Source organism: Vibrio ezurae NBRC 102218 (genome assembly GCF_000467185.1).
GTDB classification, from domain to species: domain Bacteria; phylum Pseudomonadota; class Gammaproteobacteria; order Enterobacterales; family Vibrionaceae; genus Vibrio; species Vibrio ezurae.
In genome coordinates this window covers 29,316-54,940 of record NZ_BATM01000023.1, presented here as the reverse complement: position 1 = coordinate 54,940, position 25,625 = coordinate 29,316, and the positions used below count along the sequence as shown (strand labels likewise).

Here is a 25,625-nt window from a genome sequence, read left to right as displayed (position 1 = left end):
CTGTAGTGCGCATAATCAATGTTATGTTAAATGAGGTTGTTAAGACAACTAATGCCTGACTATTGCTCTCTCTAACTAATCAATAAGATGAACCCCTCTTCTTTGTTCCTAAAAGATACTTGGTTGTATGAGCATTATTATGGCCATGTTTAATACTTAAATTTATTCTTATCTTCATAGGTACACATACTGATGACATCATATAAATTATTAAGCAAACGTTCCTTTTCCAGATCATGTTCGTTTAGTTGCTCAGGTTTAAATTTGCCCGTTGTCACAAGGTAGCTTTGAAGACCAGCTTGTTCAGCGCCCAAAATATCACTAAGTACATCGTCTCCAATCACAATGACTTCGTGTTTTGGTAGCCCCATAGACTGTACTGCATGTTGAAACATTTGCGCTGCCGGCTTACCAGTGACAATAGCTTTTTGATCACCAGCATGTTCTAGCGCAAGCGTAAAAGCTCCGCTATCAAGCCAGGTTTTGCCTTCTTTAAAGAAAAATGGGTTTCGGTGAAATGTGATGAGTTGAGCACCATTTCTCATATAATTGAAAATACGATTTAATACTGTATAGTCAAATTTCTTATCGAGATCTCCCATGACAACAAAAGATGGATTCTTTGTCGTCTGTTTGATCTTTGTAAATTGTTCCTTAATTCTGTCCGGAATCGCAAGATAGCCAGCTTTGCCATAGTTGTTTTCGTTCAGAAAATAGATGCAAGCTGCCACTGAAGTTAAGATTTCACTAGCGTCCACCTGAAAACCCAATTCCCTCAGTATCGTCATTAATTGTTTCGGCGTCCTCCCCGTCGTATTGGTAACAAAGCGTAGTTGTACGCCTAGTTTACGAAGATCATTTATTGTCTCCCGTGCATTAGGAAGTGGCTGATTATTGAGAATAAGAGTGCCATCAATGTCAAAAATAATGCCTTTCATTTGCATCATTCTCCGAGAGTATAGATAAAAGAGTATGTAAACTTACATACTCAAAAATTTTATTTATGATGAAGCTAAAATTATGCTGAATTGAAACATAAAGCTTAACTACATCTTCACCTTATACTGCAAATCCCTAGCTTCATCACCCGTCATGCCACGAAATCCCCAACAATGTGCTGGTTGTTCTTTGATCGTAATTTCGATATCAATTGGAGATATGCCTAATTCGGCTTCGATATCTTTAAATAAGGTTTTGATGAGATTCTTTTTGGTATCAATTTGACGGCCTTCCATCATATTGATTTCTATGACTGTGTAAGCTGCTGTTCTTCCGCCTGGAAAGAAAAAATCATCGTGGTTCATTGGGATAAAACGATGAGCCCGTTTATCGTCTGGCAAACTAAGGGATTTACTCATCGCACATTGAATGACGTCTGAGAGTCGTGCTTTGATTGGGTTTAAATACTCTTTGATGCCGTAAATTACTATCATTGCGTGACCTATTTTTGATGATGTTTATGGAAAGTAAAAACGTGATTTTGTGGCTTAAGCACGCTTATAGGTCTTATCATCATACGCCTTATCTCTTTGTTGAATAGTAAAACATTGTATTTTAAAGAGTTATGATATTTTAATATAACGTAAAGGATGGGTATTCTATTATTGTTTATTGATAGCTAGATTTAGTTATAGTGCGTCAGTTGTTTCTTTAAAAGCCCAACTATGACATTAGGCTCAATTGATATAAGTAATTACAGTTAATATTAACCGCCAGCAAGCTTAACCGTATGTCCTTTCTTCTCAAGGTGTGCTTTGATCTTATCTCTACTATCACCTTGTATTTCGATAACGCCATCTTTAACTGAGCCGCCACAACCGCATACTTTCTTAAGTTCTGCGGCCATCAGTTTCAGACCCACATCATCAAGGTCGAGGCCGGTAACTAAACAGACACCCTTCCCTTTACGACCTTTAGTTTGTCGCTGAATACGAACAATGCCATCACCTTTAGGACGTTCTATTTTTTGTTCTTCAGGCTTAATGCGCCCTACGTCGGTTGAATATACAAGAGACATACGTCTGCCTTATCTTAGAGTTTATACGAGTAATTTTAACACTTAACTCGGTCAAAATTCACTATTGGTTTTGCATAACCTAAAGAATATTTTTCACTAACTCTTTTCAATCAAACGGTTAGCGTCTATTATTCGTTTAATTACATTTAGTTATAGTGCGCTAAAATGAGAAAGAAATGTATCCCAATCACAGATCCAGTGCTAAAAAAGCAAAGCTGTGCTCGTTTCAATAACAAAGTGAGCATCGAAGACTTCGATACGCTGACCCAGCGCCAGTATAGTCGTAATTCATTGTTATCTATGTATAACGACTGGAATCACTTTGTTGAGTTCTGCGGGAGTAAAAAAGTCTCTGCTATTGTGGCATCGACCTTAGCTGTTCGTCTATTTTTAGAAAAACAAACGCAAACTAGAAAGTACGCCACTATCAAGAGAATGGCTATCACTATTGGGTTGGTGCACAAGTTTCATGAGTTCCCCGACCCTTGCAACCATCGTCAAATCAAAATGTTACTCGCTCAACTACGCCTTGATAAAAAAGGCGATGCAAAGCAGGCTGAAGCGTTTAACGCTGAACACCTACATCTCATTCAGCAACAGTTAGACGCCGAAAGTAGCCTCAAGCAATTGCGTGACGCGGCGATATTATCGGTGATGTTCGAGTGTGCGATGAAGCGCAGTGAACTACGAACCTTGCATTTTCATCAACTGACGTTCGATATTATCGACGATAAACCCATTCAGTTGAGCATCAATGACCACCACTATCAACTCTCCGACCAAAGCAGTGAAATCGTCAAACGTTGGCTGCTGATGTTGCCCGAACATTTAGGGCCGGTGTTTCGACGTATAGACAGGCATGGTAATATTGGTGATGAACCTTTAGATTCATCGTCTATTTACCGTGTATTTCGAAGCGCTGAGACGCAATTGGACATTCCACTGAAGCTATCTGGTCAATCGGCTCGAGTGGGCGCAACCAAAGAGTTGGCAAAACAAGGTTATAACGTGCGAGATATTACAGACTTTGGGCGTTGGTTAAGCCCAGCAATGCCCGCGCAATATCTTGGTAAACAAGTATTGGCAGACAGTGAAAGGCTTAAATTTAAATCGATAAAACCTTGGGATTAAAGTGCCGATTTTACCGCTTGAGCAAGGTAGTCAGAGAAAGAGTGACCATTATTGCTGAGCATTTTAGGGAACATTGAAATAGGCGTCATACCAGGGAAGGTATTCACCTCGTTCAAATAGATATCCCCATCTTCCGTTAAGAAGAAGTCGATTCTAGACAGATCTTTCAACCCCATTTGCACAAACACTTTATGTGAGTATTCTGCTATCTTCTGACGTTGAACATCCGTCAGACCTTTCGCTTCGATTTCGGTGGTTGAATGACTATCAGAACTGTACTTTTCTTCATAGGAATAGAACGTCCCCGAAGGTGCAATCACTTCACCTGGAGCGGTAATATACAGCTTGCCTTGATATTGATATGCGGCAACTTCGAGCTCTCTCGGTGTTACTGCTTTCTCAACCAACACTTGTTCTGAGTAGTTAAATGCATCAGTCACTGCACGTTGCAGCTCTGATGATTCTGTTACCTTGTAACAACCAACAGAAGAACCTTGACGTGCCGCTTTGACAAACACTGCTCCCCAAGTATCAAACGCCTGCTGAGTCTGTTCGATACTTTGTGAATTGTTTTCCGTTAGGAACAAATACGGTGTGTTTTCTACGCCAATAGCGTCATACCAAAGTTTAGAGGTGATTTTATTAAAACTATTACTGCTTGCTTCAGGCCCACAACCGAAATAAGGAATGCCAGCAAGTTCAAATAGAGATTGAATATCACCCGTTTCACCTGGATAGCCATGAATACAAGGTACAATATAGTCAATATTGGAGCGGCTATTCCCGACCACAAGCTCTTTAGAATGAATATCTAAATAGCATTCTTGTTTGTCATTATTAAGCCATGAATCATTCACGATTTCGACACGAATAACGTTAAAGTCACTGCTCAGTTCTAATTGTTGCTGAACATAATCAGCGGAAACTAAAGACACCTCATGCTCTGAAGAACCACCACCACACAGCAAAAGAATATTAATGTTCGACATTTTGATAAACCCAATCGATCTTATACGTAGTTATTTTAACAGCAGAAAGTGATCTTTTGCTGCCAATTCTTTGTCAGTAAAGTTTTTAACAAACGGTTTTAGCTTTTGTAAGCGCTCAGGTAGCGCTGCGACGGCTCCTTTGGCTTGATCGTAATCGCCAAAATCACCCATTACGACAGAGTAAACCACTTTGTCATTGATACTTTTAGTTTGTAGCCAAAGTGTGGTGTCTGTTTGCAGCTCTTTGGCAAATGCTTGCGCTTTTTGTTTATCAGACAGCGTCGCCAGTTGGATTGAAAAACCTTTACTTGGCGCATTTAGAGATGCGTTTTTTTCCGCCGGCGTTGTTGTAGAAACACTAGACTCCACACTGTCGCTCTTCGCTTCGTTCATCACATCCGTATTACTAGTCGCGTTATCTGTTGTAACGTCACTTATGTTTGTATCTTGTGCAATTGGCGTCGCCACAGGCGTCAAATCTTGCTCTTCAATTTGAGGGTTTTTCGCATCTACCTCAGCTTGAGTTGTTTGATAATTTTCTTGATAACTTTCCGATTGTATATCTGTTTGGTACTCGCTTGAGCTACATGCTGCTAACAACAAAGCAAGTGAAACTATCGCCGTCTTTTTCATCATAATTCTCATTCACACTCAATTATCAAAATCATGCCCATCATCTTTTACATAATCAAGGAAAAGCCTTTGCCTAAGTGCAATTAGACGTGATCAAAAGCTCACTTTTCAGCCTTGATGCTATAAACAGGTTAAATTTGTCACACTGATGATGTAAACCGCTTTAAAATTAAACAGATACTTCTTTTAGGACACACATCTATGAGCCCAATGGATTCGTTGTTTAACCCAAGTGCTATTGCCATTATTGGCGCGTCAAATAGACCTATGTCTCCAGGAAAAGTGATGGTCGATAATCTGCTACTTTCTGGTTTTGGTGGCACGGTGTTACCTGTTAACCCTAAGCATACCTCCGTATCTGGCGTGTTGTGTTATCCCAATATTGAATCACTACCCCTTGTCCCTGATCTGGCCATTATTTGTGTGGATCACCAAGAATTACCCTCTTTGTTTAGCGACTTAGATGACAAAGGGGTTCGCGCGGCCATCTTAATTGCCAATTCATTGTTTGATGAACAGCAACATCAAGCCCTTAAACAGCAAGCCAAATTGCACAACATCCGTATTGTGGGGCCAAACAGCTTAGGATTGTGTATGCCTTGGGCATCCATCAATGCTTCTTTATCTCCAGTTAAAGTGCTACCGGGTAAAATCGCCTTTATTTCTCAATCGGCGGCAATCGCCACAACTGTGTTGGATTGGGCAAATGACAAACAAATCGGTTTTTCAGCCTTTGTGTCCATTGGCAGTATGGCCGATGTAGGTATAGCCGAAGTCATTGATTATCTGAGTATGCACAGTAAAACAGAGGCTATTTTGCTGTATGTGGAGCATATTCAAGACGCAAGACGTTTTATGTCAGCGGCGCGCGCGGCCTCACGTAATAAACGAGTTTTAGTGTTAAAAGGCGCACGCTCCGAAGTAGGAAAAGATCTTTCCATGCTGCATCACGGCGGTAGCAAATCGCTGAATGTGGTTTATGATTCAGCGTTTGATCGCTGTGGTTTGCTCAGGGTGCATTCTACCCATGAATTGTTTGCAGCAGCCGAAACCCTCACCCATTCTATTCCACTGAAAGGCAAACGTTTAGCCATGATCAGCAACGGCTCAGGGCCTGCGGTTATAGCCAGTGACGTACTTCAACACCTTGGAGGAAAGTTAGCTGAATTTTCGGATGATATTCTCGGGAAGCTAAAAAGCGTCTCTAATGAATGTACTGTTAACCCTATCGATTTATCAGGGGACTGGCAAAGCACGAAATTATTAAAGGCATTTACACTGCTGCTAGACAGCAAAGACATCGATGCCGTCTTAGTGCTCTACAGTCCATCGGCGATTTCAGATCCACTCAGTACTGCTTCGCAGCTTCTAGAAATTTACCGCCGACACCCAAATAGAAAACGAATAAATTTATTGACCAACTGGCTGGGTGAAACCTCAGCAAAACAGGCGCGCAGTTTGTTTTCCAAGCACGGCATTCCTACTTATCGAACGCCAGAAAGTAGCATAATGGCGTTTATGCACTTGGTGCGCTATCGTGCTAGCCAAGTTCAATTGATGGAAACGCCTTTATCGATTGAGCATATCGCGCAAGCCGGAATTAAAGCAAAAAACCTGTTGCTGCAACAAACCAAGCCCGAACTCAGTATCGATAAAATAGCGCAGTTACTGGATTGCTACCAAATCCCTACTCTTAGCCATGACCGTGCGAAAGAGGCAACAGTGAGCTTACACCTTAACTGCGACCCTACCTTTGGGCCGGTAATTTTACTAGGTAATGAGCAACATCAACTGCAACTTAAAGAGCAACGACTCAATACACAACAACTGAACGACCAATACTGTGTGGCTGGCTTCCCGCCCTTAAACGATAAACTCTCTAAGCTGTTGATCAAAAATGCGCTACAACGACGTAACCTATCCCCCATATCAAACACACAATTTGAGTCTTTAACGCAAATACTAGTCCGTTTTTCTCAGCTTATCGTTGATCAAGGGTGTATAGAATCAATGCATCTCAATGTCAGTTTTAATCATCTTGAACATTGCCAGATCACTCCAATCCACACACGTTTAAATAGTGCTATCGAGCGCCCTTTGGCAATACTGCCGTATCCCATTGAACTTGAATCAACCGTCACCTTAAAAGACAACACTCAACTGCTATTGCGCCCAATCCGCCCTGAAGACGAACCCTTGCACGCGCAGTTTATTAATAATGTCAGCAAGGAAGATCTTTATAAGCGATTTTTCAGTGACGTTGGTGAGTTTGATCATCAAGCCCTCGCCAATCTCACTCAAATTGATTACGACCGTGAAATGGCTTTAGTGCTTGTTAAAGATAAGCAAATCTTAGGCGTAGTGCGCGCGATCACCGATATTAGAATCAATAGTGCTGAATTTGCGGTACTGATTCGCTCAGATATGAAAGGCAAAGGACTGGGGCGGATTTTGATGCAATCAATCATCGATTATTGCAAAAATAAAGGCATACAACATATGAACGGAATGACGATGCCATCGAATAAAGGCATGGTCACGCTGGCACAAAAATTAGGGTTTTCAGCCAAAGTAGATTTTGAAGAAGGCGTTGTAGAGATGGCACTTAATTTATAACGGCAAATTCCAATTAAAGGAGTGACCTGTCAAACACTAAAAAGCCAACTCATCTGAGTTGGCCTGCGTATTTTGCAATCAAAAAAACAAACAAAACTGGATTATTGCAAAATAATCGCAGTTATTTGCTTGCTTTGATTTCTTTAATCACCATTACCGCTGAAGCTGCAATAAATGTGACGATTAGCGCTATTTCCATATTTCTTCCACCCGTTATCAATAAGTTACACCAAAGATACAAACCTCAATGTAATTGTAACAACAAGTAAGAGAATGTATAGCATTTATTCGGAATTATTCAGGGTAACCCTTCGGATTTTCCGATTGCCAACGCCAAGTATCTTCGGTCATCTGTTGCAATGTGCGAGTCGCTTTCCAGCCCAGTTCGGCATAAGCTTTAGCCGGATCAGCCCAACACTCAGCAATATCACCCGGTCTACGAGGCGCTATCTTATACGCGATGCTCTTGCCACTGGCTTGTTCAAAGGCTTTCACCATATCCAATACGCTAGAACCGTTGCCCGTCCCCAAATTAAAGATATGCAACCCAGATTGAATACCAACACGTTGCAAAGCGGCAATATGACCATCCGCTAAATCCATAACATGGATATAATCACGCACACCCGTCCCATCTGGCGTCGGGTAATCATCGCCAAATACTGACAAGTATTCACGACGCCCTACAGCCACTTGCGAAACAAACGGCATCAAGTTGTTTGGAATGCCTTGCGGATCTTCGCCTAATTGACCGCTTGGATGAGAGCCAACAGGGTTAAAGTAACGCAGCAAAGTGATGCTCCAATCTGGGTTTGCTAATTGAAAATCCGTTAAACACTCTTCAACCATCAATTTACTGCGACCATAAGGGTTGGTGGCACTGGTTGGGAAGTCTTCTGTAATAGGCACAGTGTGCGGGTCACCATATACAGTAGCCGAAGAGCTAAACACTAGTCGTGTTACACCGGCATCGCGCATCGCATCAACCAATACCAAGGTGCCGTTCACGTTGTTATCGTAATACTCTAGGGGTTTTTCCACCGACTCACCTACCGCTTTTAAGCCCGCAAAGTGAATAACCGCATCAATATTGTGTTGTTCTAACGTCTTGACTAATAGCGCTTTATCGCGAATATCACCTTGAATAAATTCAACAGTTTGTCCCGTCACTAAGCGAATACGCTCATTTACTGTCGCTTTACTGTTGTATAAATTATCAAAAATCACAGGCGTAAAGCCCGCTTCTAGAAGCTGAATGCAGGTATGGCTACCGATATAGCCCATACCGCCGGTTACAAGTACTTTCATGAGTATCGCCAACTGAATTAATTACGCGTCAGATTACCTTATTTTAGTCTTTATTTAAATTTATCCGCTGTAAAATTCGGGTCAATAGTGAGGATGTTCGAATAATAAGTCCTTTTATATCAGGTGGATCTCTAATATTGAGTGGCTAGTATCAAGTTTGTATAAAACGCAACAAACGCATACAGTGATATAGGATCAATAAAACAAAAATGAACTGCGACCAAGGAAGGAATAAATGAAGCTCAACTGCGATGTAGGAGAAAGCTTTGCTGCATGGAGCATGGGCTGTGACGAGCAAATCATGCCCTATTTAGACATGGCAAATATCGCCTGTGGATTTCACGCCTCCGATCCCGACATCATGTCACGTACCGTTGCGTTAGCCAAAGCGCATAGAGTCTCAATTGGTGCCCATCCTGGTTATGCCGATTTACAGGGGTTTGGACGACGCTCCATTGCTCATACCACCGCGCAAATCACCCATTTAGTCCTCTATCAAGTAGGCGCATTACAAGGTATTTGTCATTTACACCAAACCCGTGTCGATTACATAAAACCCCACGGTGCGCTTTATAACGACATGATGAAAGATATCCAGTTATATGACGCGATACTAAAAGCGGCGCACATTTTAAACCTGCCTTTAATGATACTCGCGACCCAGCGCAGCGATTATTTGCAACGAGCACAGCACATGAATGTCGAACTCATTCACGAAGGTTTTGCCGATCGTCGTTACGATGCCTGCGGGCAGCTCACGCCCCGTTCGCATACGGACGCGGTAATTGAAGATATTGAACAGTTCTCCCTTCAAGCCAGTGCTATCATTGGCAAACAACCGTTTAAAAGCATCGATAACAAGAATATTCAGCTGTTTGCGGATTCTTTATGTCTGCACGGTGATAACCCTAGTGTACAACGCTATGCCCAGCGTCTACGCCAATTAATTGATGATCATCAACAATGAAGATATCGCAAGATGCTCTTCCACAAATACAGCGTGTTGGTGAGTGCAGTGTGTTAATTGAGCTTAGCGAGCACATCACCCCTGAGATATCCACACACGTTAACGCTCTAGTACATACCATCACCAAAACTCTGCAACCTGCGCCGATAAATTACACCCCCTCTTATACTTCGGTGCTGCTTGAGTTTTCCGCGCTTCATTTTGATTGGGTGCATATTCAAAAACAGCTCAACAGCTTGTTAGCAAAAAGCCTTCACTCCACAACCGAGACAACACGTCCAATCATTGAAGTACCCGTCTATTACGCTGCGTCTGTCGCTTTGGACGCAAAGCGCTACCAAACACTCACAGGACTGACGTTGTCTGAGATTGCAGCTCTGCACACGAGCGTTACCTATCAAGTGTATGCACTCGGGTTTTCCCCTGGATTTGCTTTTATGGCTGAGGTGCCAACTGCATTACAGCTTCCCAGACTAGATGCGCCAAGAGCACAGGTGCCCAAAGGAAGCGTTGCCATTGCAGGGCCGCAGACGGCGATATACCCACAAACAAGCCCTGGGGGATGGAACGTAATAGGCAGAACGCCAAGCGCTTTATATACGCCAAATTCTCAACCTATGACCCTTCTTAGTGCAGGTGACAGCGTACGCTTTGTTTCTATCACACAAAACGAATTTAAAGCGCTCGGAGGCGACATTTAATCTTGAATAATACACTGACTATTTTAAAAACCGGTCCACTTAGCAGCATTCAAGATGGCGGGCGTTTTGGGTTTACTCACTTAGGAATCACCCAAGGTGGCGTTGCTGATGAATACGCTTATCACTGGGCGAATACACTATTAAACAACCCATTTGGCAGTGCGGTAATAGAAGTAACCTTAGGCGGATTTGAAGCGGTATTCGAGCAAGATACCTACATCGCTATCACAGGGGCCGTCAGTCCGATATTGCTAGACAATGTCGTGACGGCTTCGTGGCAAACGCTTAAAGTAAAAAAAGGCCAGCATCTTATCATTCCAACGCCCCGTGACGGTTTAAGGCACTATATCGCGCTGCCCGGTGGCGTCGCCGCACCTTTACATCTTGCGAGTACCGCAACCGTCACTAAAGAGTGTCTTGGCGGTTTACGGCGCGATGGCAGCATTTTGCAGGCGAGAGACGTCATTCAATCTCGTCTTCATCATCTCACGCTCGACCATAACCTAGCGGTTTCTCCGAGCTATGTTCCAAAATTAAAACATTCATCCATTGTCACTCTTAATGTCATATTAGGCTCTCAATATCAAACATTCAGCAAAGAGGCATTACAGAGGTTATTCTGCAGCACCTTTCAAGTGGATAAGCAGAGCAATAAGATGGGGTATCAGTTAAAGGGACAATGTATTTCGTCCCCTGATCGGCATTTGATTTCGGAGGGGATATCTATTGGTGCTATTCAGATCCCACCCAACGGACAACCTATCATCATGCTTTGCGAAAGGCAGACGATTGGAGGCTACCCAAAAGTGGGCAATATCGCGCGCATGGATATCGGGAAACTGGCTCAACTCAAGCCAGGAGCAAAGGTTAAGTTTGTTAAAAGTAATGTAGATAAATGTACAGAACAATATCAAGCATGGATGCGATTTTTCGAAAACGCTACCTTGCGATAACAGTTAAAATAATCAAAAAAAATCTTGACCTGATTCCAATGAAATTCCATTTCATTGATATTGTGAATAACGATATTTCTCAAGCCCCGAATAGCCATAGCTTAGCACCCGATCACTTAATTTCTGTTATACACTTATCCAAGTAGTTATCCACAATTCGTGTGGATAACCAAATTAGCACAAAAGCGTGTTTCGACAAAAAGAGTACGGTTCTACACGACCAATAGTGGATAAATAGTCCCCACTATTGGTCTGTAAATATGTGATCAATGGCTAACACTCAACGTAAAAAATGTCATAGAAAGCGCGCACCTACACATTTTTTATTGATTTTATCCCTTTAAAGAGAGCGGTTTCTTACCGGTTGTAACAGCTGATTTATCAAACTGTTAACGACTAGACCTAAAATGATAAACGTGAGCATCGGCAACGCAAACCAAAGTTGTGGATGAATGCGGGCCGGCAAATCAAATCCCCAATATAGCAAACCGCTGACACTGACTTCGGCCCCTATGCTCGCCACGACACCGGCAATCAATGCCATCAAACCATATTCACACCACAGCGTAGAAGATATGCGCTTTCTACTAGCGCCCAGCGTACGATACAGTCGTATTTCTAATTGTCTTTGAGAAATACTCAATCGAAGCAAGGTAAATATCAGTAGTAAACCCGCAATAACACCAAGTCCTGCGAGCACTGTAATTGACCACACAATTTGTGCCAATAATGACTGAATTTTGTCGCCCATTTTACGAATATCAAGCAGACTCACTGTCGGATATTGATGTGAGAGCGCCTGTACAGCCGCATCGTTATCCGCTTCAATTCGGTAAGACACCATAAAAGCACCGGGCATTTTATCCGCATATTTAGGCGAAAAGATAAAGTAGAAGTTCGGCTTCATTTGACGCCACTCCACTTTACGAATGCTATTGACCACCGCTGACACCGTTTGTCCGCTGATGGAAAAGCCAAGCTCATCACCTACTTTAAGATCTAAGGCTTGTGCAACCTCTGATTCAACTGAGACTCCATTCTCACTGCCCCATGTCCCCGTTAGCATTTCGTTATACTCAGGCAATTGCTCAGCCCAAGTTAAATTAAGTTCACGACGAACCGCGTCGGTCTCTTGATGCTCCTTAGACACTTGCTTGGCATCTTCACCATTGACCGTCACCAACCTTCCACGAATAATCGGATACGCGTGCGAACGCTCGATATTATGTTGATCAAGTTGTGCTAAGTAATCGTCGATTTCATACGATGCAATATTAATGGCAAACGCATTCGGTGCATTTTCGGGTAAAGTACTTCGCCAGTCACCCAGCAAATCGGTTCTTACCAACCAAACAATCGCAAGTAACATGAGCGACAGAGCCAGCGCGCCAAATTGCAATCCACTGGCGATGGATGAACGATTTAAACGGCTCACCGCTAACGCCATTGCCGGAGCCAGCTTTAGCTTACCTATCGACTTAGAAATCAATACCGCAATTAGCGCCAATACCGCAAATAAAAGCACCATTGACGCCAGTACGATCCACACTAAGGTGTTACTAGCATAAGCAATGAGCATCGGCACAATAGGGACTGCCACCAGCCACCATGATTTACCGCGGGCCTGCACGGCAGGTTGCAAGACACTGCTCGCAGAAGTGTTAACAAGGTTTATCATTGGAATGCCAAGAGCAGGTACACCGATCAAAAAGCACGTCACTATCGACAATAACGCCGGAGTGACACCGTAACTCGGAAGCGGATCAGGCAACAGATCCGCCAATGGCACTCTTAACAATACTTCCAGTAGATAACCAATACCCACCCCACAAACAGCACCTATCACAAACAGCAGCAGAACCTGAATCATGAGCCAGCGTCCTATCCACTTTTTACTGGCACCGATACTTTTAAGCATCGCTACCGTTTGTCTGCGGCCCGCAACGTAATGCTGACAAGTGAGAACCAATGTGGTGGCTGCCATGATCACCACAATCGCCACCGTTAATGAAAGGTACTGCGTGGTACGAGTGAACATATCGTTGCTACGACTCGGACTGTGTTGATCGCGCCATCGGTCTCCCGACGCAAGAGGTATCCCTTCCTTTAGCGCCTGTAGTTCAGTGTTGTCTCCGCTAAAATATTGTAAATATCGAACTCTTGAGCCTATTTGCAACGCACCCGTTTTCTCAATATCACTAGAGTGAATCATCGCGGTAGGCATCTGCTGAAAGGGATTAAAGCTCAGGCCCGGTTGCTGCTCAACCTCGCCGCTGACGACAAAATCTGCATCACCAATAGAGACTGTATCGCCTTGTGTTACGTTCAGCGCGACCATAGCGCGCTTCTCTAACCACAATTGTCCTTGAGCAACATGGGAATGGCCGTCCGACAATTGTAAATGACCTCGTAGCGGATACCCGTCATCAACCGCTTTCACCGTGACCAATAGCATATCTTGGTCACTAAATGCCATTGTCGCAAAACGCACCATGGACGCCGTCTTGATGGTGGCAGGCAGTGCATCCACCTTCAGAGCATCAGGAATCGGTTCCGATGAGCGAAAAACGAGATCGGCGGTCAAAGCGTCTGCACCCTGCTTCACGATCACTTGCTCCATGCGCTCTGCTAACGCCGACAACGCAAACACGCAGGCAATGATCAATGTGAGCGCTACCGAAATCGGCCACAACTGACCGTGACGAATCTCCTTAAAGCTCCAAGCGAGTAAACGACGGTTTAATTTCGGGTTCGTAGGTGATGAGGTTTCAGTGTGTGCTTGAGTCATATCACCCTCTTATTGAGAATCTGCAGAAAGAGTACTCGACTCTTCAACCATCAACTTTCCCGACTGCATGTTCAACACTCGGTCGCACCGAGCCGCAAGGGTATTATCGTGTGTGACCATAATTAATGTCGTGCCGTGTTGCTCATTGAGGCTAAACAGTTGCTTGACAATATTTTGCGCCGTTTCATGATCAAGATTTCCAGTCGGCTCATCGGCAAACAAAATTTGCGGACGTAGCATAAATGCGCGCGCCAATGCCACGCGTTGTTGCTCTCCCCCTGAGAGCTCTGAGGGTAAGTGTGAAACGCGGTTTTTCAACCCGACTAAATCCAATAGCTGCATGGCTCTTTGTTTATCTTCCGCCTCCCCACGCAATAAGCAGGGTAATGTGACGTTTTCTAAAGCGGTTAAACTGGGTATTAAAAGAAAGCTTTGAAAAACAAATCCGATGTGTTGGCTGCGAAGATCAGCGCGCTGTTCATCGCTTAACGATGACAAAGCGTGCCCTAACAATTCCACCTCGCCTTCACTGGGCACGTCCAAGCCAGCCAATAACGTCATCAAGGTCGACTTACCCGCCCCTGAAGCACCCACAATCGCAACACTTTCTCCCGCTGCAATATCCAAATTTACATTTTGTAGGATTGTTAAATGTTCTTGTTTGGTAGAGACTATTTTAGTTAAAGATTGAGCCTTTATTACGGATGTGGTCATGATACGTTTACTTTCCTTACTTTTTGTTTGTTTTTCCATCAATGTCAATGCGGCAACACTGTTAGTGCTTGGCGATAGCTTAAGTGCGGGGTATCAAATGCCCATTGAAAAAGCGTGGCCTACATTATTACCTGATGAACTGGCACAAAACGGCCATCAAATGAGAATCATTAACGGTAGCATATCAGGAGATACTACTGGTAACGGATTAACGAGACTTCCCTCACTATTACAACAACATAAGCCTGACTACGTGCTAATTGAATTGGGTGCTAATGATGGTTTACGAGGTTTTTCGCCCAAACTGGTCAAAAATAACCTCGCCAAGCTGATTGATTTAAGCCAAGACAGTGATGCACAAGTCATTTTGATGCAGATACAAGTTCCGCCTAATTACGGAAAACGCTATACGCAAGCATTTGCACAGGTTTATCCTACCGTAAGTAAGGAGAAAAACGTGCAATTGATTCCGTTTTTTCTACCTGAGATCATCACAAGCGAAGGCTTAATCATGCAAGATGGCTTACACCCAACAGAAAAAGCTCAGCCTTGGATTGCTCAGTTTGTCGCCGAGCAACTTAACCCAATACTGTCAGTGATGCCATAGGCAAACCTGACTGTGGCAATTTGTGTACTGGCATCATTTGTATGCTTGAAATGAAAAGTATACCAACCTATTCATGTTAACTAAGGGACCCGTCAATCATGAAGATCGAACCAATCATCAATGGCGTTGTGGCGCGCACCGCACACCCCGGCGGATGTGAGCAAAGCATCAAGAATCAGGTAGCGTATGTTTCCCATGCGACTCCGATTAAAAACGGGCCAAAAAGAGTCTTAATTTTAGGTGGCTCGTCTGGATTTGGGCTTGCTGCGCGTATCGCGCTAACGTTTGGTGGATGCAAAGCGGATACTATCGCGGTCTCTTTCGAGCGAGGTCCCTCTGAGAAAGGAGTTGGAAGCGCTGGATGGTACAACAATATCTACTTTAAACAGCAAGCAGAAGCAACCGGCGCTACTGCTGTCAACATTATCGGAGATGCATTCTCTGATGCTGTACGCCAGCAAGTATTGGATGCGATCAACACCCAATTTAATGGACAGGTTGATTTGATCATTTACAGTCTTGCGACAGGCGTTCGTCCAAAACCCGACTCTGATGAAATGTGGCGCTCTTCGATAAAACCCATTGGCGAGCCTTTAACCGGAGCCAGTATTCGATTAGAAGATGACAGCTGGCAAGAGACGGTATTGTGCGCAGCCACTGAACAAGAAGTGTCTGATACACAAAAGGTCATGGGCGGTGAAGATTGGCAGAGCTGGGTAGACCTATTGATCAATCACAATGCCATCGCGCCAAGTTGCCAAAGTATTGCGTTTTCTTATATTGGCCCTGAATGCACCCACCCTATTTACCATCAAGGGACACTGGGACGCGCTAAGGTTGATCTGCACCAAACCAGTCACGCGCTCAATTTAAAGTTAGCCCCTTTTAATGGTGGCGCTTACGCCTGTGTGTGTAAGGCATTAGTCACAAAAGCCAGTGTGTTTATTCCCACATTTGCGCCTTATGTACTGGCCTTGTATAAAACCATGAAAGCGCAAGGGCTGCATGAAACCTGTATAGAGCAAATGCAGCGCTTATTTAACAGCAAGTTATACCCAAATCCCATTGTCGATGCAGAGCGCCTGATTCGAGTGGATGACTGGGAATTGCAAGACTCGGTGCAACAACAAGTCGCCCATTTACTGCCACAGTTAAATTCAAGCAACTTTACTAAGCTTGGTGACTACCAAGGATTTAAACGCGAATTTTTACAGTTAAATGGTTTTGCCATTGACGGCGTTGATTATCAGCAGCAGTACTCTTTAGCACAGTTACAAGCCTTGCGTCCTTAACCACACAAATCCCACTTTACGTTTTCCCATTACCTTATCCACGGTTCTCCCAAAAGATAACCGTGGATCTGCTCGGCACGCAGTGCAAACAGCGTCTATCCTTTACTATACGAACGGTGGGATACGATTGATCGTAGATACGATTTCATTTGACCTCACCTAACACCGTACTCAAGGAAGATAATGACAGCATTTGGTGAAAGGATTTTACCAACGTGCGCTTAATGTTCATCAATTAATGGCAAAGTAATGGATTACGCATGGCCAGAGTTAATACCCAACAACTAGAAGTCCCTAATAAAATTTACTGTTCATGGCAGGACATGTTAGAGATTTTAGCGCAGTTTTCGCATGTGCCAATGGCCATGATAAATCGACTAAATCAACATCAATTAGATGTGTTCTGCTGTAACCACAATATTAATAATCCGATTCAGGTCGGTGATACCTTCGCCCTTGGAGAGCAACACTTTTGTGAAACGACCTTAAAAAATGATTCCATTTTGGTCGTACCTGATCGCACGCAAGATCCTAAATGGCAACATCTGCCCAAGCCACTGACTGAGCAAACTCTTTCCTATTTAGGTGTCCCTTTACACTGGCCTAACGGAACCCCCTTTGGCACGTTATCCATTCTCGACAACAAAATTAATCATTTTAAGATTGCCATTCGTGAGCTGCTATCGGTATTTAAAGATTCGGTAGAGGCACAGCTCACGGTGATTTATCAAAACCAGAAATTACAGTTGGTCAACAAAGAGCTGCAATCACGGATTCAAAACCGCACGGTAGAGCTGGCCAATCTAAGCTTTCAATTGGATAAAGAGTCCACCAAACGTAAGCAACTAGAGCGTGAGATCCATTATCAACAGCATCATGATACCGGTAGCGGGCTGTTAAACGCCAAGGCGTGGGAATTAGAAACCAACCGAATCGTCAATCAAGCCGATCTGCATAACCAAGAAGTAGCGGTATTTTACCTTGGCATCAGCAATGGCCAGAGAATTCAAATAGAGATGGGCGCAGAAACCCTAGATCAAATCATAAAACAGATAAAAGACAAGCTGGGTGAACTTGGCCCCAAAACTCAGTTAAGTGCCCGTCCCCGTGCCAATGACATCGCCTTTACGTTATTGTCCAATAACGACAGTCATAACTATGATGCCATTATCCGCCATATAATGGACGTCACATCACAAGATTTTGATGTGCCTTCGGGTAAAGTGCGCTTGCAAGTGTATGTGGGCGCGTCTGTCAGTCACCCGCAACGCAATCCACAAAACCTAGCGCTTACCGTACAAGCCTATCAAGCGATGAAAAACGCTCGAGAGTCAGGCAAGCGCATTCTTTTTTATGCTGAGAATCAAAATGATGGTGGTACCAAACTCAACCGATTAGAGAGTTACTTTATCGAGTCAATACGAGATAACGCCATCAAACTGTTTTACCAGCCGCAATTGTCCCTAAAAAATGGTCAATGTCACAGTGCCAGTACGTCCATTCGTTGGGATCACCCTATTTTAGGTAGCGTATCTGAACTCTCTATTAGCCAATTATGTGATCAGCCAGAGATAGCCGATGCGCTGTGCCACTTTATGGTGAAAAAATCCTTACTTATTGCCAAGCAGTGGCGAAAGGTCAAACCTCAATTTAGAGTGGCAATCAATCTTAATGCGTGTCAGCTCGCCTCCAAAGATTTAGCGACCTATTTGCATTTATGGCTAAAAGAAGAAGGTCTATCTGGCAATGCGTTAGAAATTGAAGTGTCCGAAAAGCAGCTCTTTGCGAACGAGTCGACCTTACAACCGACCTTGGAGCAGATCGCCTCCTTAGGTATCCACTTAACCTTGTGTGATTTTGGGCATGGACACGCCTCTTTTAGTTATCTCAAACACAGCCCTTTCAAGCGCATAAAAATTGATAAGTCTTTTACCGATAACTTGCAACACAGCTCAGAAGACCGCAGCTTTCTGCATTCCTTAATGCAAATCACTGGCCGATTGGGTTTAGACACCGTCTTAACGGGGGTTGAAAGCAAAGAGCAAGAACAATGGCTGATGCAATTTAATACCCCGTATGCAGAAGGGAAAAAGTATCATGGGCCAATGACTCGCAAAGACTTTGAACAGTTTTTATACACCCAAGGTGAGATAAACCTGCATTAGGTTAGGAATTTTATAAACATAGTCGCTCAAGGGTTGTTATAATCCGCAAATGCTTGAAATCTAGGGTTCCCAAATGGATCTGCTCACCGCAAAATTAAAAAAACTCGAAAAACAAAACTACAGCGCTTACCAACAGATCAAGGGAAGCTATGACTTTACCGACTTCACCTTGCACATTGACCATGTACAAGGTGATTCCTACGCATCCCCTTCACGGTTCAGAGCCGTGCGCCCGTGGTCTGTTACCGGTTTAGATTTCATTAAAGAGACCTCTGAAGCCTATCAATTAGCCGCGCGAGATTTTATCGGTCGAACCCTTGCTGAGTTTGCTAAACAAGACAACGCCATTTCCGTTGCAACCACTGCCCAAGTGGTACTTGATAACACCGCCGTATTGTTTACCGAACAAGGGATAGAACTACGCTTTCGAATTAACCTTCCCGCAGATGGTCGTTCTATACTGGCTAAGAAAGCACTCAATATCATTACCTTTTACCTTCCAAAATACATACGTAAGGCCACGTTATGGCGTGAATTAGATCAAACTCGCTTTACGCAACATTGCGAAGTGATTGAAGATCAACACGCGCTGCGTGAACAACTCGCTGAACATAATTTGGTCAGCTTTATTGCCAATAACAGTGTATTGCCTCGCCTTTCCGGCGAAAGCGATCTACCGATGAAGGAAGCGTTGCCAATCAAGGCACCGTCGCAGCTTGCCGTTACCTTACATACACCAAACCGTGGCTACGTTACGGGACTTGGAATCAAAAAAGGCATTACCTTGATTGTCGGCGGTGGCTTCCATGGAAAATCAACACTGCTTACTGCTATTGAAAAATCCATTTATGATCATCTACCTGGTGATGGTCGTGAATATTGTGTTACTGATCCTCTAAGCATGAAGATTCGTGCCGAAGACGGTCGTTGCGTGCACAACCTCAACATCGCCAACTTTATTAACCACCTACCGATGCAAAAATCCACCACCGATTTTTCAACTCAAGACGCGTCTGGCTCTACCTCCCAGGCCGCATGGTTACAAGAATCGATAGAGTCAGGGGCAAAGTGTCTGCTTATCGATGAAGATACCTCAGCGACCAACTTCATGATCAGAGATGAACGCATGCAGGCGCTAGTGGCAAAAGAAGCGGAGCCCATTACCCCGTTAGTGGACAGAATCGCCGAACTGCGCGACCAAGAGCAGATTAGCTCAATTATCGTCATGGGCGGATCTGGTGATTACCTTGATGAAGCCGACAACGTCATACAAATGCATGAATATCAACCTGTCGATGTGACGGAGAAGGCCAAACAAGTGATTGCTCAGCATCCCTCTGAGCGTCACCACGAATGTGACCACCCGCTACAAGAAAGCCAAACGCGTTCATTCAATCGCGCTTGCCTGCAAACCTTACTCGCAGAAGGTAAATTTAGAGTGGGGGCTAAAGGGAAAAGTTCTCTGCGCTTTGGCAAAGAGTTTATTGATATCTCAGCCTTAGAGCAATTACAAACATCTAATGAAATCAATGCAATAGGATGGACGCTGTTTCAACTTGCGCAGCAACCAGGTTGGAGTTCAAATCTGCTGCTAGACAGTGATGCCTTACTCGAAACGCCAGATTGGCATGCAACGATGCCAAACAACGGTGACATTGCAAAACCAAGAGTGCTGGATTTGCTTGCAACCTTAAACCGCTTGCGTAAAGCTCAGTTTAAAGCGGCAAAGTAAACCTTCCCTATCCGTTTGCTCCCTTATCTTAGGGAGCAACGTCATTACTTTCTCAAATGCCCACTATAACTTTTTAATAAAACGTCCCATTAGACCGGGGTGATAACTCCAATGATGGCTAAAGATATCCAGCAATTCAGGGTTGCCATATTTTGACAAGCAAACCGCATGAAATCGATTATGCCCAGCTTGAAGATCGTTCACTTTATCGACCATTTCTTGCGATTGTTTTGGGGCAATAAAGTCGGACAGTACCACCATATCCGCATTCAAGTATTTATCGGAGTGCATTAAATCAATGCATTTTTGCAATACGGGTTCAAAGTCAGTGCCACCATGAAACGTATAAGACAGAAAATCGCACGCTTCGCGCAATCCATCTTTTTTAGTCAATTCGTAGGTGATTTGCTCGGTTGAAAACATCAATACAAAACAATCTCGCTCCTCTGCCAGCGCGATTTGCATTAAGGCATACGCCATCGCTTTAGCGCTCTGCTCTGGGAAACCACTCATAGAGCCAGAGGCATCAACACACACAATAAACGGCCCTTTCTCTAAATCCAATTCACTGGAATTGGGCGTGTGCGCATTCACTTTGCGTAATTTACGAGACTTACCTGCTGTGCGGTAATTCATTAAACGCTTATCGACTAAGTGCTTGTAGAAAATGACTTCCAACTCTGGATAAGCAAGAAACATGGTTTCGTTGGGGAGCAGTTTACTTAAGTCGTCACTTTCATGAATGCCAACGATATCGTCGGTCGCTTCATTGGACTGCTCCTCGACAAACTGTAGCTCTACTGCGGGGTTTTTCCTAAGCGCAGGATCATCCACCTGACTGGCCATACGACCTAATTCATTGGCGATCTCTTTTAAACCGCTGTGCTTACGTAAAAATGTGGCGTATTTTGTCATCGTTGAGACATCACCACGGCTAAGCTTTGCCGCTGCCATATCCCACAAACGGCCAAGTTGCGCGTCGTCGCCTTCATCGCCAATCTGGCGCATGTTTTTCATGTTTTCCATACGATTGTATAGATCATCTAAAAACTTTTGTTTGTCGATTTCCAGCTCATCAAGCTGCAATTGTTTCACCGACTGGAAAAGCGACTGATACCATTGATCACAAAAGAAGTGCGCAAACATCGGGTTAGGTGTGTTTTGCTGTCGTTCAAGCAATCGCTTTGCCGTCCCGTAGAAATCACTTTTTCCTTTAAGCTGCACAATGATGGTTTTAATATCATCAGCAAACTGCACTTCATCCCAATGAATCACCGTTTGATACAGTGCTAATTCTTGACGAATTTGCTCTGAGTCAGATGCCTTACTAATGCGCCTTTTTGCCGTTCTTTTCCACTTTCTCAAGTGATCTTTCACCGATGCTTGCATCCCCGGCTTTTCAGATTCAATTAATACCTGACTGCGACCAATAAGATCGTTAACAGCCGTTTCGACTAATCCAGAATCCGCGACAGAGATCGCGAGGTTTAATGCGTCAACACCCAGCATTATTCCTCCTACTCCGAAAAGAAGCCGGCAAGCATACCGATTCTTTGCGCGACCTTCTTCGAGCGCTGTTGCGACTCATTTAAGGTACTTGAAAGTTGCTGTAAACTCGACTCCATCGCAATAGGTAACTCAGGTTCAATGAAATTATGTGGCAACGCCCCATGAAAATCAGAACGCACTTTAGTCAGTAACAACTCGGCTTGCATTAGTCGATTTACCGCTTCTTCTGCTCTGCTCTGCCATTGCTGATGCTGTTCTTCATCTATCCCTGACTGAGTCACTAAACCCACCAGCACAGAACGGTTGGCAATGTCTTTTATAACTAAGTGGTTATCGCCATCGAGCGCAAATTTCAACGACATTAGGTTCGGGTTATGATTCACATAACCGTAGACATCGCCGCCGCCGTGGTTGATGGCGTTAACTAACTCCGTTTCAGGAACAAAGACGTAACGAGTGTCGCCTTTGTCATGTTCTGACACCGATTGATTGCTCTGTAGCAATACCAACTTGAGCAGATTACGTGCATTACCCACGCTGTGTGCTCGCCAATCATCAAGGTCAACTTTGTAACCCTCTTTCCCTTTACGCAATAGACCGGAGCTTTGTTCAGGCTCTACTAGCACAACGTTGTCATCTTCAATTTCACACTGGATCTCTTCGAGTGCGTCATTGCTCTCTTCAATGATGTGTAATATTTCTTGTTGATTAAACGCATGCTTTAACGCAAATTCATGCATCACTTCTCGAACTATCAAGCGCGACGCCGGACTGTTCCACAAACAGTCTTGAATCAACAGTAGATCCAGAGGGTTAATTTTTTGTCTACCGTTGAAAAATGCACTTGCCTTTAACAGTTTAACGGCTTTCTTCCAGCGTCTATCAGAGACATACAGTTCATCGCTATTTAACTGCTCTTCGTTCTCTTTATGACGAGATTCAAGCATGGTTTTAAGCTGATACAATTTATCAAATAGTTCGTCAGACAAAGGCAGACTGTCGAGCTCTTTTAACCACTGGTTGTATTCGTCATTCGAGATTGCCAACTCTTGTGGCACTTTTGCTTCTTGATGGGTGCCGACAGTCAACATACTGTGGAAGTTTTTCTTATCTTGAATACGATTAACAAATACACGAACTAACATTCGATCGTAAAGCGCTTCAAGACCGCTGTCTTGGTCAGGCAATTCGTTGGAAGCCGAAATCAACAAGCGCATCGGTACTTTTTCAATTTCGTTGCCATTTTTGAAGGTTTTCTCATTCACCACGGTCAATAGTGTGTTCAAAATGGCTGGGCCGGCTTTCCAGATTTCATCCAAAAATACCACGTTTGCGGTGGGCAAATACCCTTCGGTTAAACGAACATAACGTCCATGATCCTTAAGATCTTGAATACTAAGAGGACCAAACACCTCTTCAGGCGTCGAAAAACGGGTCATTAAATACTCAAAGTAACTGCTACTTTCAAACGCCGAAATTAAACGTTTAGCAATCAAGCTCTTCGCGATCCCGGGAGGCCCGAGTAGAAAAACACTCTCTCCTGATAAGGCTGCCAACAAACAGAGTTTGATAGTGTGTTCACGTTCATAAACCCCTTCTGAAAGTACCTTAACCAATTTATTGATACGTTCAGAACGCAGTGCACGTTGTGCATGAGACACACGAGTGTTTTCCATTCTTAAATTGCTCCATTAAGCGGATGTATTGATGAAATTGAATCTAGTGAAATTATATGCCACAGACGGGCTATTTTCCCTAACAGACCTAATAACTTAACGAGATCTTGCTCACACTGCAAACTTAGTTTGTAAATGTGTTGTTTAACCATTCCATTCATTACGTTAGTTTGAGTAGAACGGCTTTCATAGCTGTGCAGATCCGCCTAAATATGCACAGTTAAAGACCTAAAAACCATCATAATTGAGTAACAAATAATGCACAGAACACTTCATCGTTGGAAGAATCTTTCTTTAATTGAAGAATCTCAGACACTGCCTAATGGCGTAGAGGTTCAACATACCTCCGTATCTCATCCCGGTGCTGTGGTCATTTTGGCGAAAACGCCGAACAATACGCTATTATTACTCAATCAGTATCGACCTTCTTTAAAAGAATGGCTTCTAGAAATTCCCGCAGGCACTCTTGAAGAAAACGAAGCCCCTCTTAGCGGAGCAAAACGTGAACTTGAAGAAGAAACAGGGTATAGCGCCAAAAAATGGCAAAGTTTGGGTCAACTCACGCCGATGGCTGGATTTTGTAATGAAATACAATATCTGTATCTGGCTGAAGAACTCTCATTAACACAGCGATTAAGCCAAGATAGCGACGAAGTGATCGAAGTGCTTGATGTCTCTGTCGACCAACTACTCTCTTGGATACAGCAAGACAAAATCACGGACGCTAAAACTATCGCTACATTATCTAAAGCTCTGCTCACCGGAGCACTCAATTAAAAGGAACGCACATGGATTTTCGCTCTGATACGGTAACCAAACCCACTCAAGCAATGCGTGATGCCATTGCCAACGCCTTGGTAGGTGATGATGTGTATGGAGACGATCCTACCGTCAACGATCTAGAGGCTTGGGCGGCAAAGACGCACGGTTTTGAAGCCGCATTATTTACCTCCTCGGGTACGCAAGCAAACTTACTGGGGTTAATGTCACACTGTGGGCGTGGCGACGAATACTTGTGTGGCCAGCAAGCTCATAACTTTCGCTATGAGGCGGGAGGCGCTGCGGTATTGGGATCGATTCAACCTCAACCTGTTCAGAATGAGCCTGACGGTACCTTGTGTTTTAAAAAGCTTGCCGCAGCGATAAAACCCGATGATTTCCACTTTGCTCAAACAAAATTACTCAGTTTAGAAAACACCATTAACGGTAAAGTTCTGCCATTAGAGTATTTAGCGCAGGCACGTCAATTTGTAGACAAGCACGGTTTAAAATTACACCTTGATGGTGCCCGTGTTTATAACGCCGCCGTGGCATTGCAAGTGGATATAAAAGAAATTGCTCAGCATTTTGATACCATGACCGTTTGTTTATCAAAGGGCCTTTGTGCGCCTATTGGTTCCCTACTACTCGGTGACAGTGTCACCATTAAGCGAGCTCGTCGTATCCGTAAAATGCTCGGCGGTGGTATGCGTCAAGTGGGCTTGTTGGCGGCCGCTGGCAAACTAGCACTCACTGAGCAAGTCGCTCAATTGTCAGTGGACCATAAAAACGCTCACATTTTGGCGCAAGGCTTAGCGCAACTTAAAGGCGTTAACGTGAACCCAGATCTTGTGCAAACCAATATCGTATTTGCCAAACTGGATGACAGCATTGATATTGACGCTATTTGCGCTGAGCTGGAAAAAGAAGGCATTCTCGTTTCGCCAAGTAACCCTGTTCGCTTTGTCACTCATAAAGACGTTACAGAAAGCGACATTCATCGACTCCTTGAACGCTTAGCCAGTCATGTAAACTAAGGCAATAACATAAAAAACCTTCTTTTTCTTC

The 25,625-nt window shown here is 43.8% G+C and carries 21 protein-coding genes; 11 read left to right on the top strand and 10 right to left on the bottom strand.

Annotation, left to right across the window (positions count from 1 at the left end; all coding sequences use genetic code 11):
- Positions 1 to 149: 149 nt before the first annotated feature.
- From VEZ01S_RS09395 to yciH, 3 genes are all read right to left on the bottom strand, one after another.
- Complete coding sequence (locus VEZ01S_RS09395) at positions 150 to 938, bottom strand: HAD-IIA family hydrolase (RefSeq protein ID WP_021713803.1); 789 nt, start codon at positions 936 to 938, stop codon at positions 150 to 152.
- 108 nt (positions 939 to 1,046) lie between these two features.
- Positions 1,047 to 1,433 carry a tautomerase family protein gene (locus VEZ01S_RS09390; protein WP_021713802.1) on the bottom strand — a complete coding sequence of 129 codons (387 nt, stop codon included), beginning with the start codon at positions 1,431 to 1,433 and terminating at the stop codon, positions 1,047 to 1,049.
- 272 nt (positions 1,434 to 1,705) lie between these two features.
- Positions 1,706 to 2,017, bottom strand: coding sequence for a stress response translation initiation inhibitor YciH (gene yciH, locus VEZ01S_RS09385; protein ID WP_021713801.1), 312 nt, complete (start codon positions 2,015 to 2,017; stop codon positions 1,706 to 1,708).
- Between the two features lie 165 nt (positions 2,018 to 2,182).
- On the opposite strand from yciH, the gene VEZ01S_RS09380 reads away from it, so the two are divergent.
- A complete protein-coding gene (locus VEZ01S_RS09380) occupies positions 2,183 to 3,148 on the top strand; it encodes a tyrosine-type recombinase/integrase (RefSeq protein WP_021713800.1) in 966 nt (321 codons plus the stop codon).
- Here the strand turns inward: VEZ01S_RS09380 and VEZ01S_RS09375 are convergent.
- Both VEZ01S_RS09375 and VEZ01S_RS09370 read right to left on the bottom strand, forming a co-directional pair.
- Positions 3,145 to 4,137 (bottom strand): D-alanine--D-alanine ligase, encoded by a 993-nt coding sequence (locus VEZ01S_RS09375; RefSeq protein ID WP_021713799.1) that lies wholly within the window; start codon positions 4,135 to 4,137, stop codon positions 3,145 to 3,147. The two genes, VEZ01S_RS09380 and VEZ01S_RS09375, sit on opposite strands and share 4 nt — an antisense overlap.
- A gap of 30 nt (positions 4,138 to 4,167) precedes the next feature.
- Positions 4,168 to 4,773 carry an SPOR domain-containing protein gene (locus tag VEZ01S_RS09370; protein ID WP_235868459.1) on the bottom strand — a complete coding sequence of 202 codons (606 nt, stop codon included), beginning with the start codon at positions 4,771 to 4,773 and terminating at the stop codon, positions 4,168 to 4,170.
- A gap of 198 nt (positions 4,774 to 4,971) precedes the next feature.
- On the opposite strand from VEZ01S_RS09370, the gene VEZ01S_RS09365 reads away from it, so the two are divergent.
- Positions 4,972 to 7,386: a bifunctional acetate--CoA ligase family protein/GNAT family N-acetyltransferase gene (locus VEZ01S_RS09365; RefSeq protein ID WP_021713797.1), complete on the top strand. Its 2,415-nt coding sequence runs from the start codon at positions 4,972 to 4,974 to the stop codon at positions 7,384 to 7,386.
- 294 nt (positions 7,387 to 7,680) lie between these two features.
- On the opposite strand, the gene galE is transcribed toward VEZ01S_RS09365, so the two are convergent.
- On the bottom strand, positions 7,681 to 8,694 hold the full coding sequence (gene galE, locus VEZ01S_RS09360; RefSeq protein WP_021713796.1) for a UDP-glucose 4-epimerase GalE: 1,014 nt from the start codon (positions 8,692 to 8,694) through the stop codon (positions 7,681 to 7,683).
- A 235-nt stretch (positions 8,695 to 8,929) separates the two neighbouring features.
- Between galE and VEZ01S_RS09355 the strand changes: the two genes are divergently transcribed.
- The 3 genes from VEZ01S_RS09355 to VEZ01S_RS09345 are packed head-to-tail and all read left to right on the top strand — an operon-like array spanning position 8,930 to position 11,315.
- Complete coding sequence (locus tag VEZ01S_RS09355) at positions 8,930 to 9,661, top strand: 5-oxoprolinase subunit PxpA (RefSeq protein ID WP_021713795.1); 732 nt, start codon at positions 8,930 to 8,932, stop codon at positions 9,659 to 9,661.
- Positions 9,658 to 10,362 (top strand): 5-oxoprolinase subunit PxpB, encoded by a 705-nt coding sequence (gene pxpB, locus VEZ01S_RS09350; protein ID WP_021713794.1) that lies wholly within the window; start codon positions 9,658 to 9,660, stop codon positions 10,360 to 10,362. The genes VEZ01S_RS09355 and pxpB overlap by 4 nt, the downstream gene beginning before the upstream one ends.
- Positions 10,363 to 10,364: 2 nt before the next feature.
- Complete coding sequence (locus VEZ01S_RS09345; RefSeq protein ID WP_021713793.1) at positions 10,365 to 11,315, top strand: 5-oxoprolinase subunit C family protein; 951 nt, start codon at positions 10,365 to 10,367, stop codon at positions 11,313 to 11,315.
- A 340-nt stretch (positions 11,316 to 11,655) separates the two neighbouring features.
- Here VEZ01S_RS09345 and VEZ01S_RS09340 read toward each other — a convergent pair whose 3' ends face one another.
- Both VEZ01S_RS09340 and VEZ01S_RS09335 read right to left on the bottom strand, forming a co-directional pair.
- Entirely contained in the window at positions 11,656 to 14,103 is a 2,448-nt protein-coding gene (locus VEZ01S_RS09340) for an ABC transporter permease (RefSeq protein WP_021713792.1), read from the bottom strand.
- A gap of 9 nt (positions 14,104 to 14,112) precedes the next feature.
- On the bottom strand, positions 14,113 to 14,817 hold the full coding sequence (locus VEZ01S_RS09335; RefSeq protein ID WP_021713791.1) for an ABC transporter ATP-binding protein: 705 nt from the start codon (positions 14,815 to 14,817) through the stop codon (positions 14,113 to 14,115).
- Here VEZ01S_RS09335 and VEZ01S_RS09330 point away from each other — a divergent pair.
- From VEZ01S_RS09330 to VEZ01S_RS09315, 4 genes are all read left to right on the top strand, one after another.
- On the top strand, positions 14,816 to 15,424 hold the full coding sequence (locus VEZ01S_RS09330) for an arylesterase (protein WP_021713790.1): 609 nt from the start codon (positions 14,816 to 14,818) through the stop codon (positions 15,422 to 15,424). The two genes, VEZ01S_RS09335 and VEZ01S_RS09330, sit on opposite strands and share 2 nt — an antisense overlap.
- Before the next feature lie 98 nt (positions 15,425 to 15,522).
- Positions 15,523 to 16,716, top strand: coding sequence for an enoyl-ACP reductase FabV (fabV, locus tag VEZ01S_RS09325; RefSeq protein ID WP_021713789.1), 1,194 nt, complete (start codon positions 15,523 to 15,525; stop codon positions 16,714 to 16,716).
- 260 nt (positions 16,717 to 16,976) lie between these two features.
- Positions 16,977 to 18,881 (top strand): sensor domain-containing phosphodiesterase, encoded by a 1,905-nt coding sequence (locus tag VEZ01S_RS09320; RefSeq protein ID WP_021713788.1) that lies wholly within the window; start codon positions 16,977 to 16,979, stop codon positions 18,879 to 18,881.
- A gap of 73 nt (positions 18,882 to 18,954) precedes the next feature.
- Complete coding sequence (locus VEZ01S_RS09315; RefSeq protein WP_021713787.1) at positions 18,955 to 20,613, top strand: ABC-ATPase domain-containing protein; 1,659 nt, start codon at positions 18,955 to 18,957, stop codon at positions 20,611 to 20,613.
- A 63-nt stretch (positions 20,614 to 20,676) separates the two neighbouring features.
- Here VEZ01S_RS09315 and viaA read toward each other — a convergent pair whose 3' ends face one another.
- Together viaA and VEZ01S_RS09305 are read right to left on the bottom strand one after the other, a co-directional pair.
- A complete protein-coding gene (gene viaA, locus VEZ01S_RS09310; RefSeq protein WP_021713786.1) occupies positions 20,677 to 22,122 on the bottom strand; it encodes an ATPase RavA stimulator ViaA in 1,446 nt (481 codons plus the stop codon).
- A gap of 8 nt (positions 22,123 to 22,130) precedes the next feature.
- Positions 22,131 to 23,798, bottom strand: a complete 1,668-nt coding sequence (locus VEZ01S_RS09305; RefSeq protein ID WP_021713785.1) for an ATPase RavA domain-containing protein — start codon at positions 23,796 to 23,798, stop codon at positions 22,131 to 22,133.
- A 258-nt stretch (positions 23,799 to 24,056) separates the two neighbouring features.
- On the opposite strand from VEZ01S_RS09305, the gene VEZ01S_RS09300 reads away from it, so the two are divergent.
- Entirely contained in the window at positions 24,057 to 24,575 is a 519-nt protein-coding gene (locus VEZ01S_RS09300; protein ID WP_021713784.1) for an NUDIX hydrolase, read from the top strand.
- Between the two features lie 11 nt (positions 24,576 to 24,586).
- Positions 24,587 to 25,594, top strand: a complete 1,008-nt coding sequence (gene ltaE / locus VEZ01S_RS09295; RefSeq protein ID WP_021713783.1) for a low-specificity L-threonine aldolase — start codon at positions 24,587 to 24,589, stop codon at positions 25,592 to 25,594.
- Positions 25,595 to 25,625: the final 31 nt, after the last annotated feature.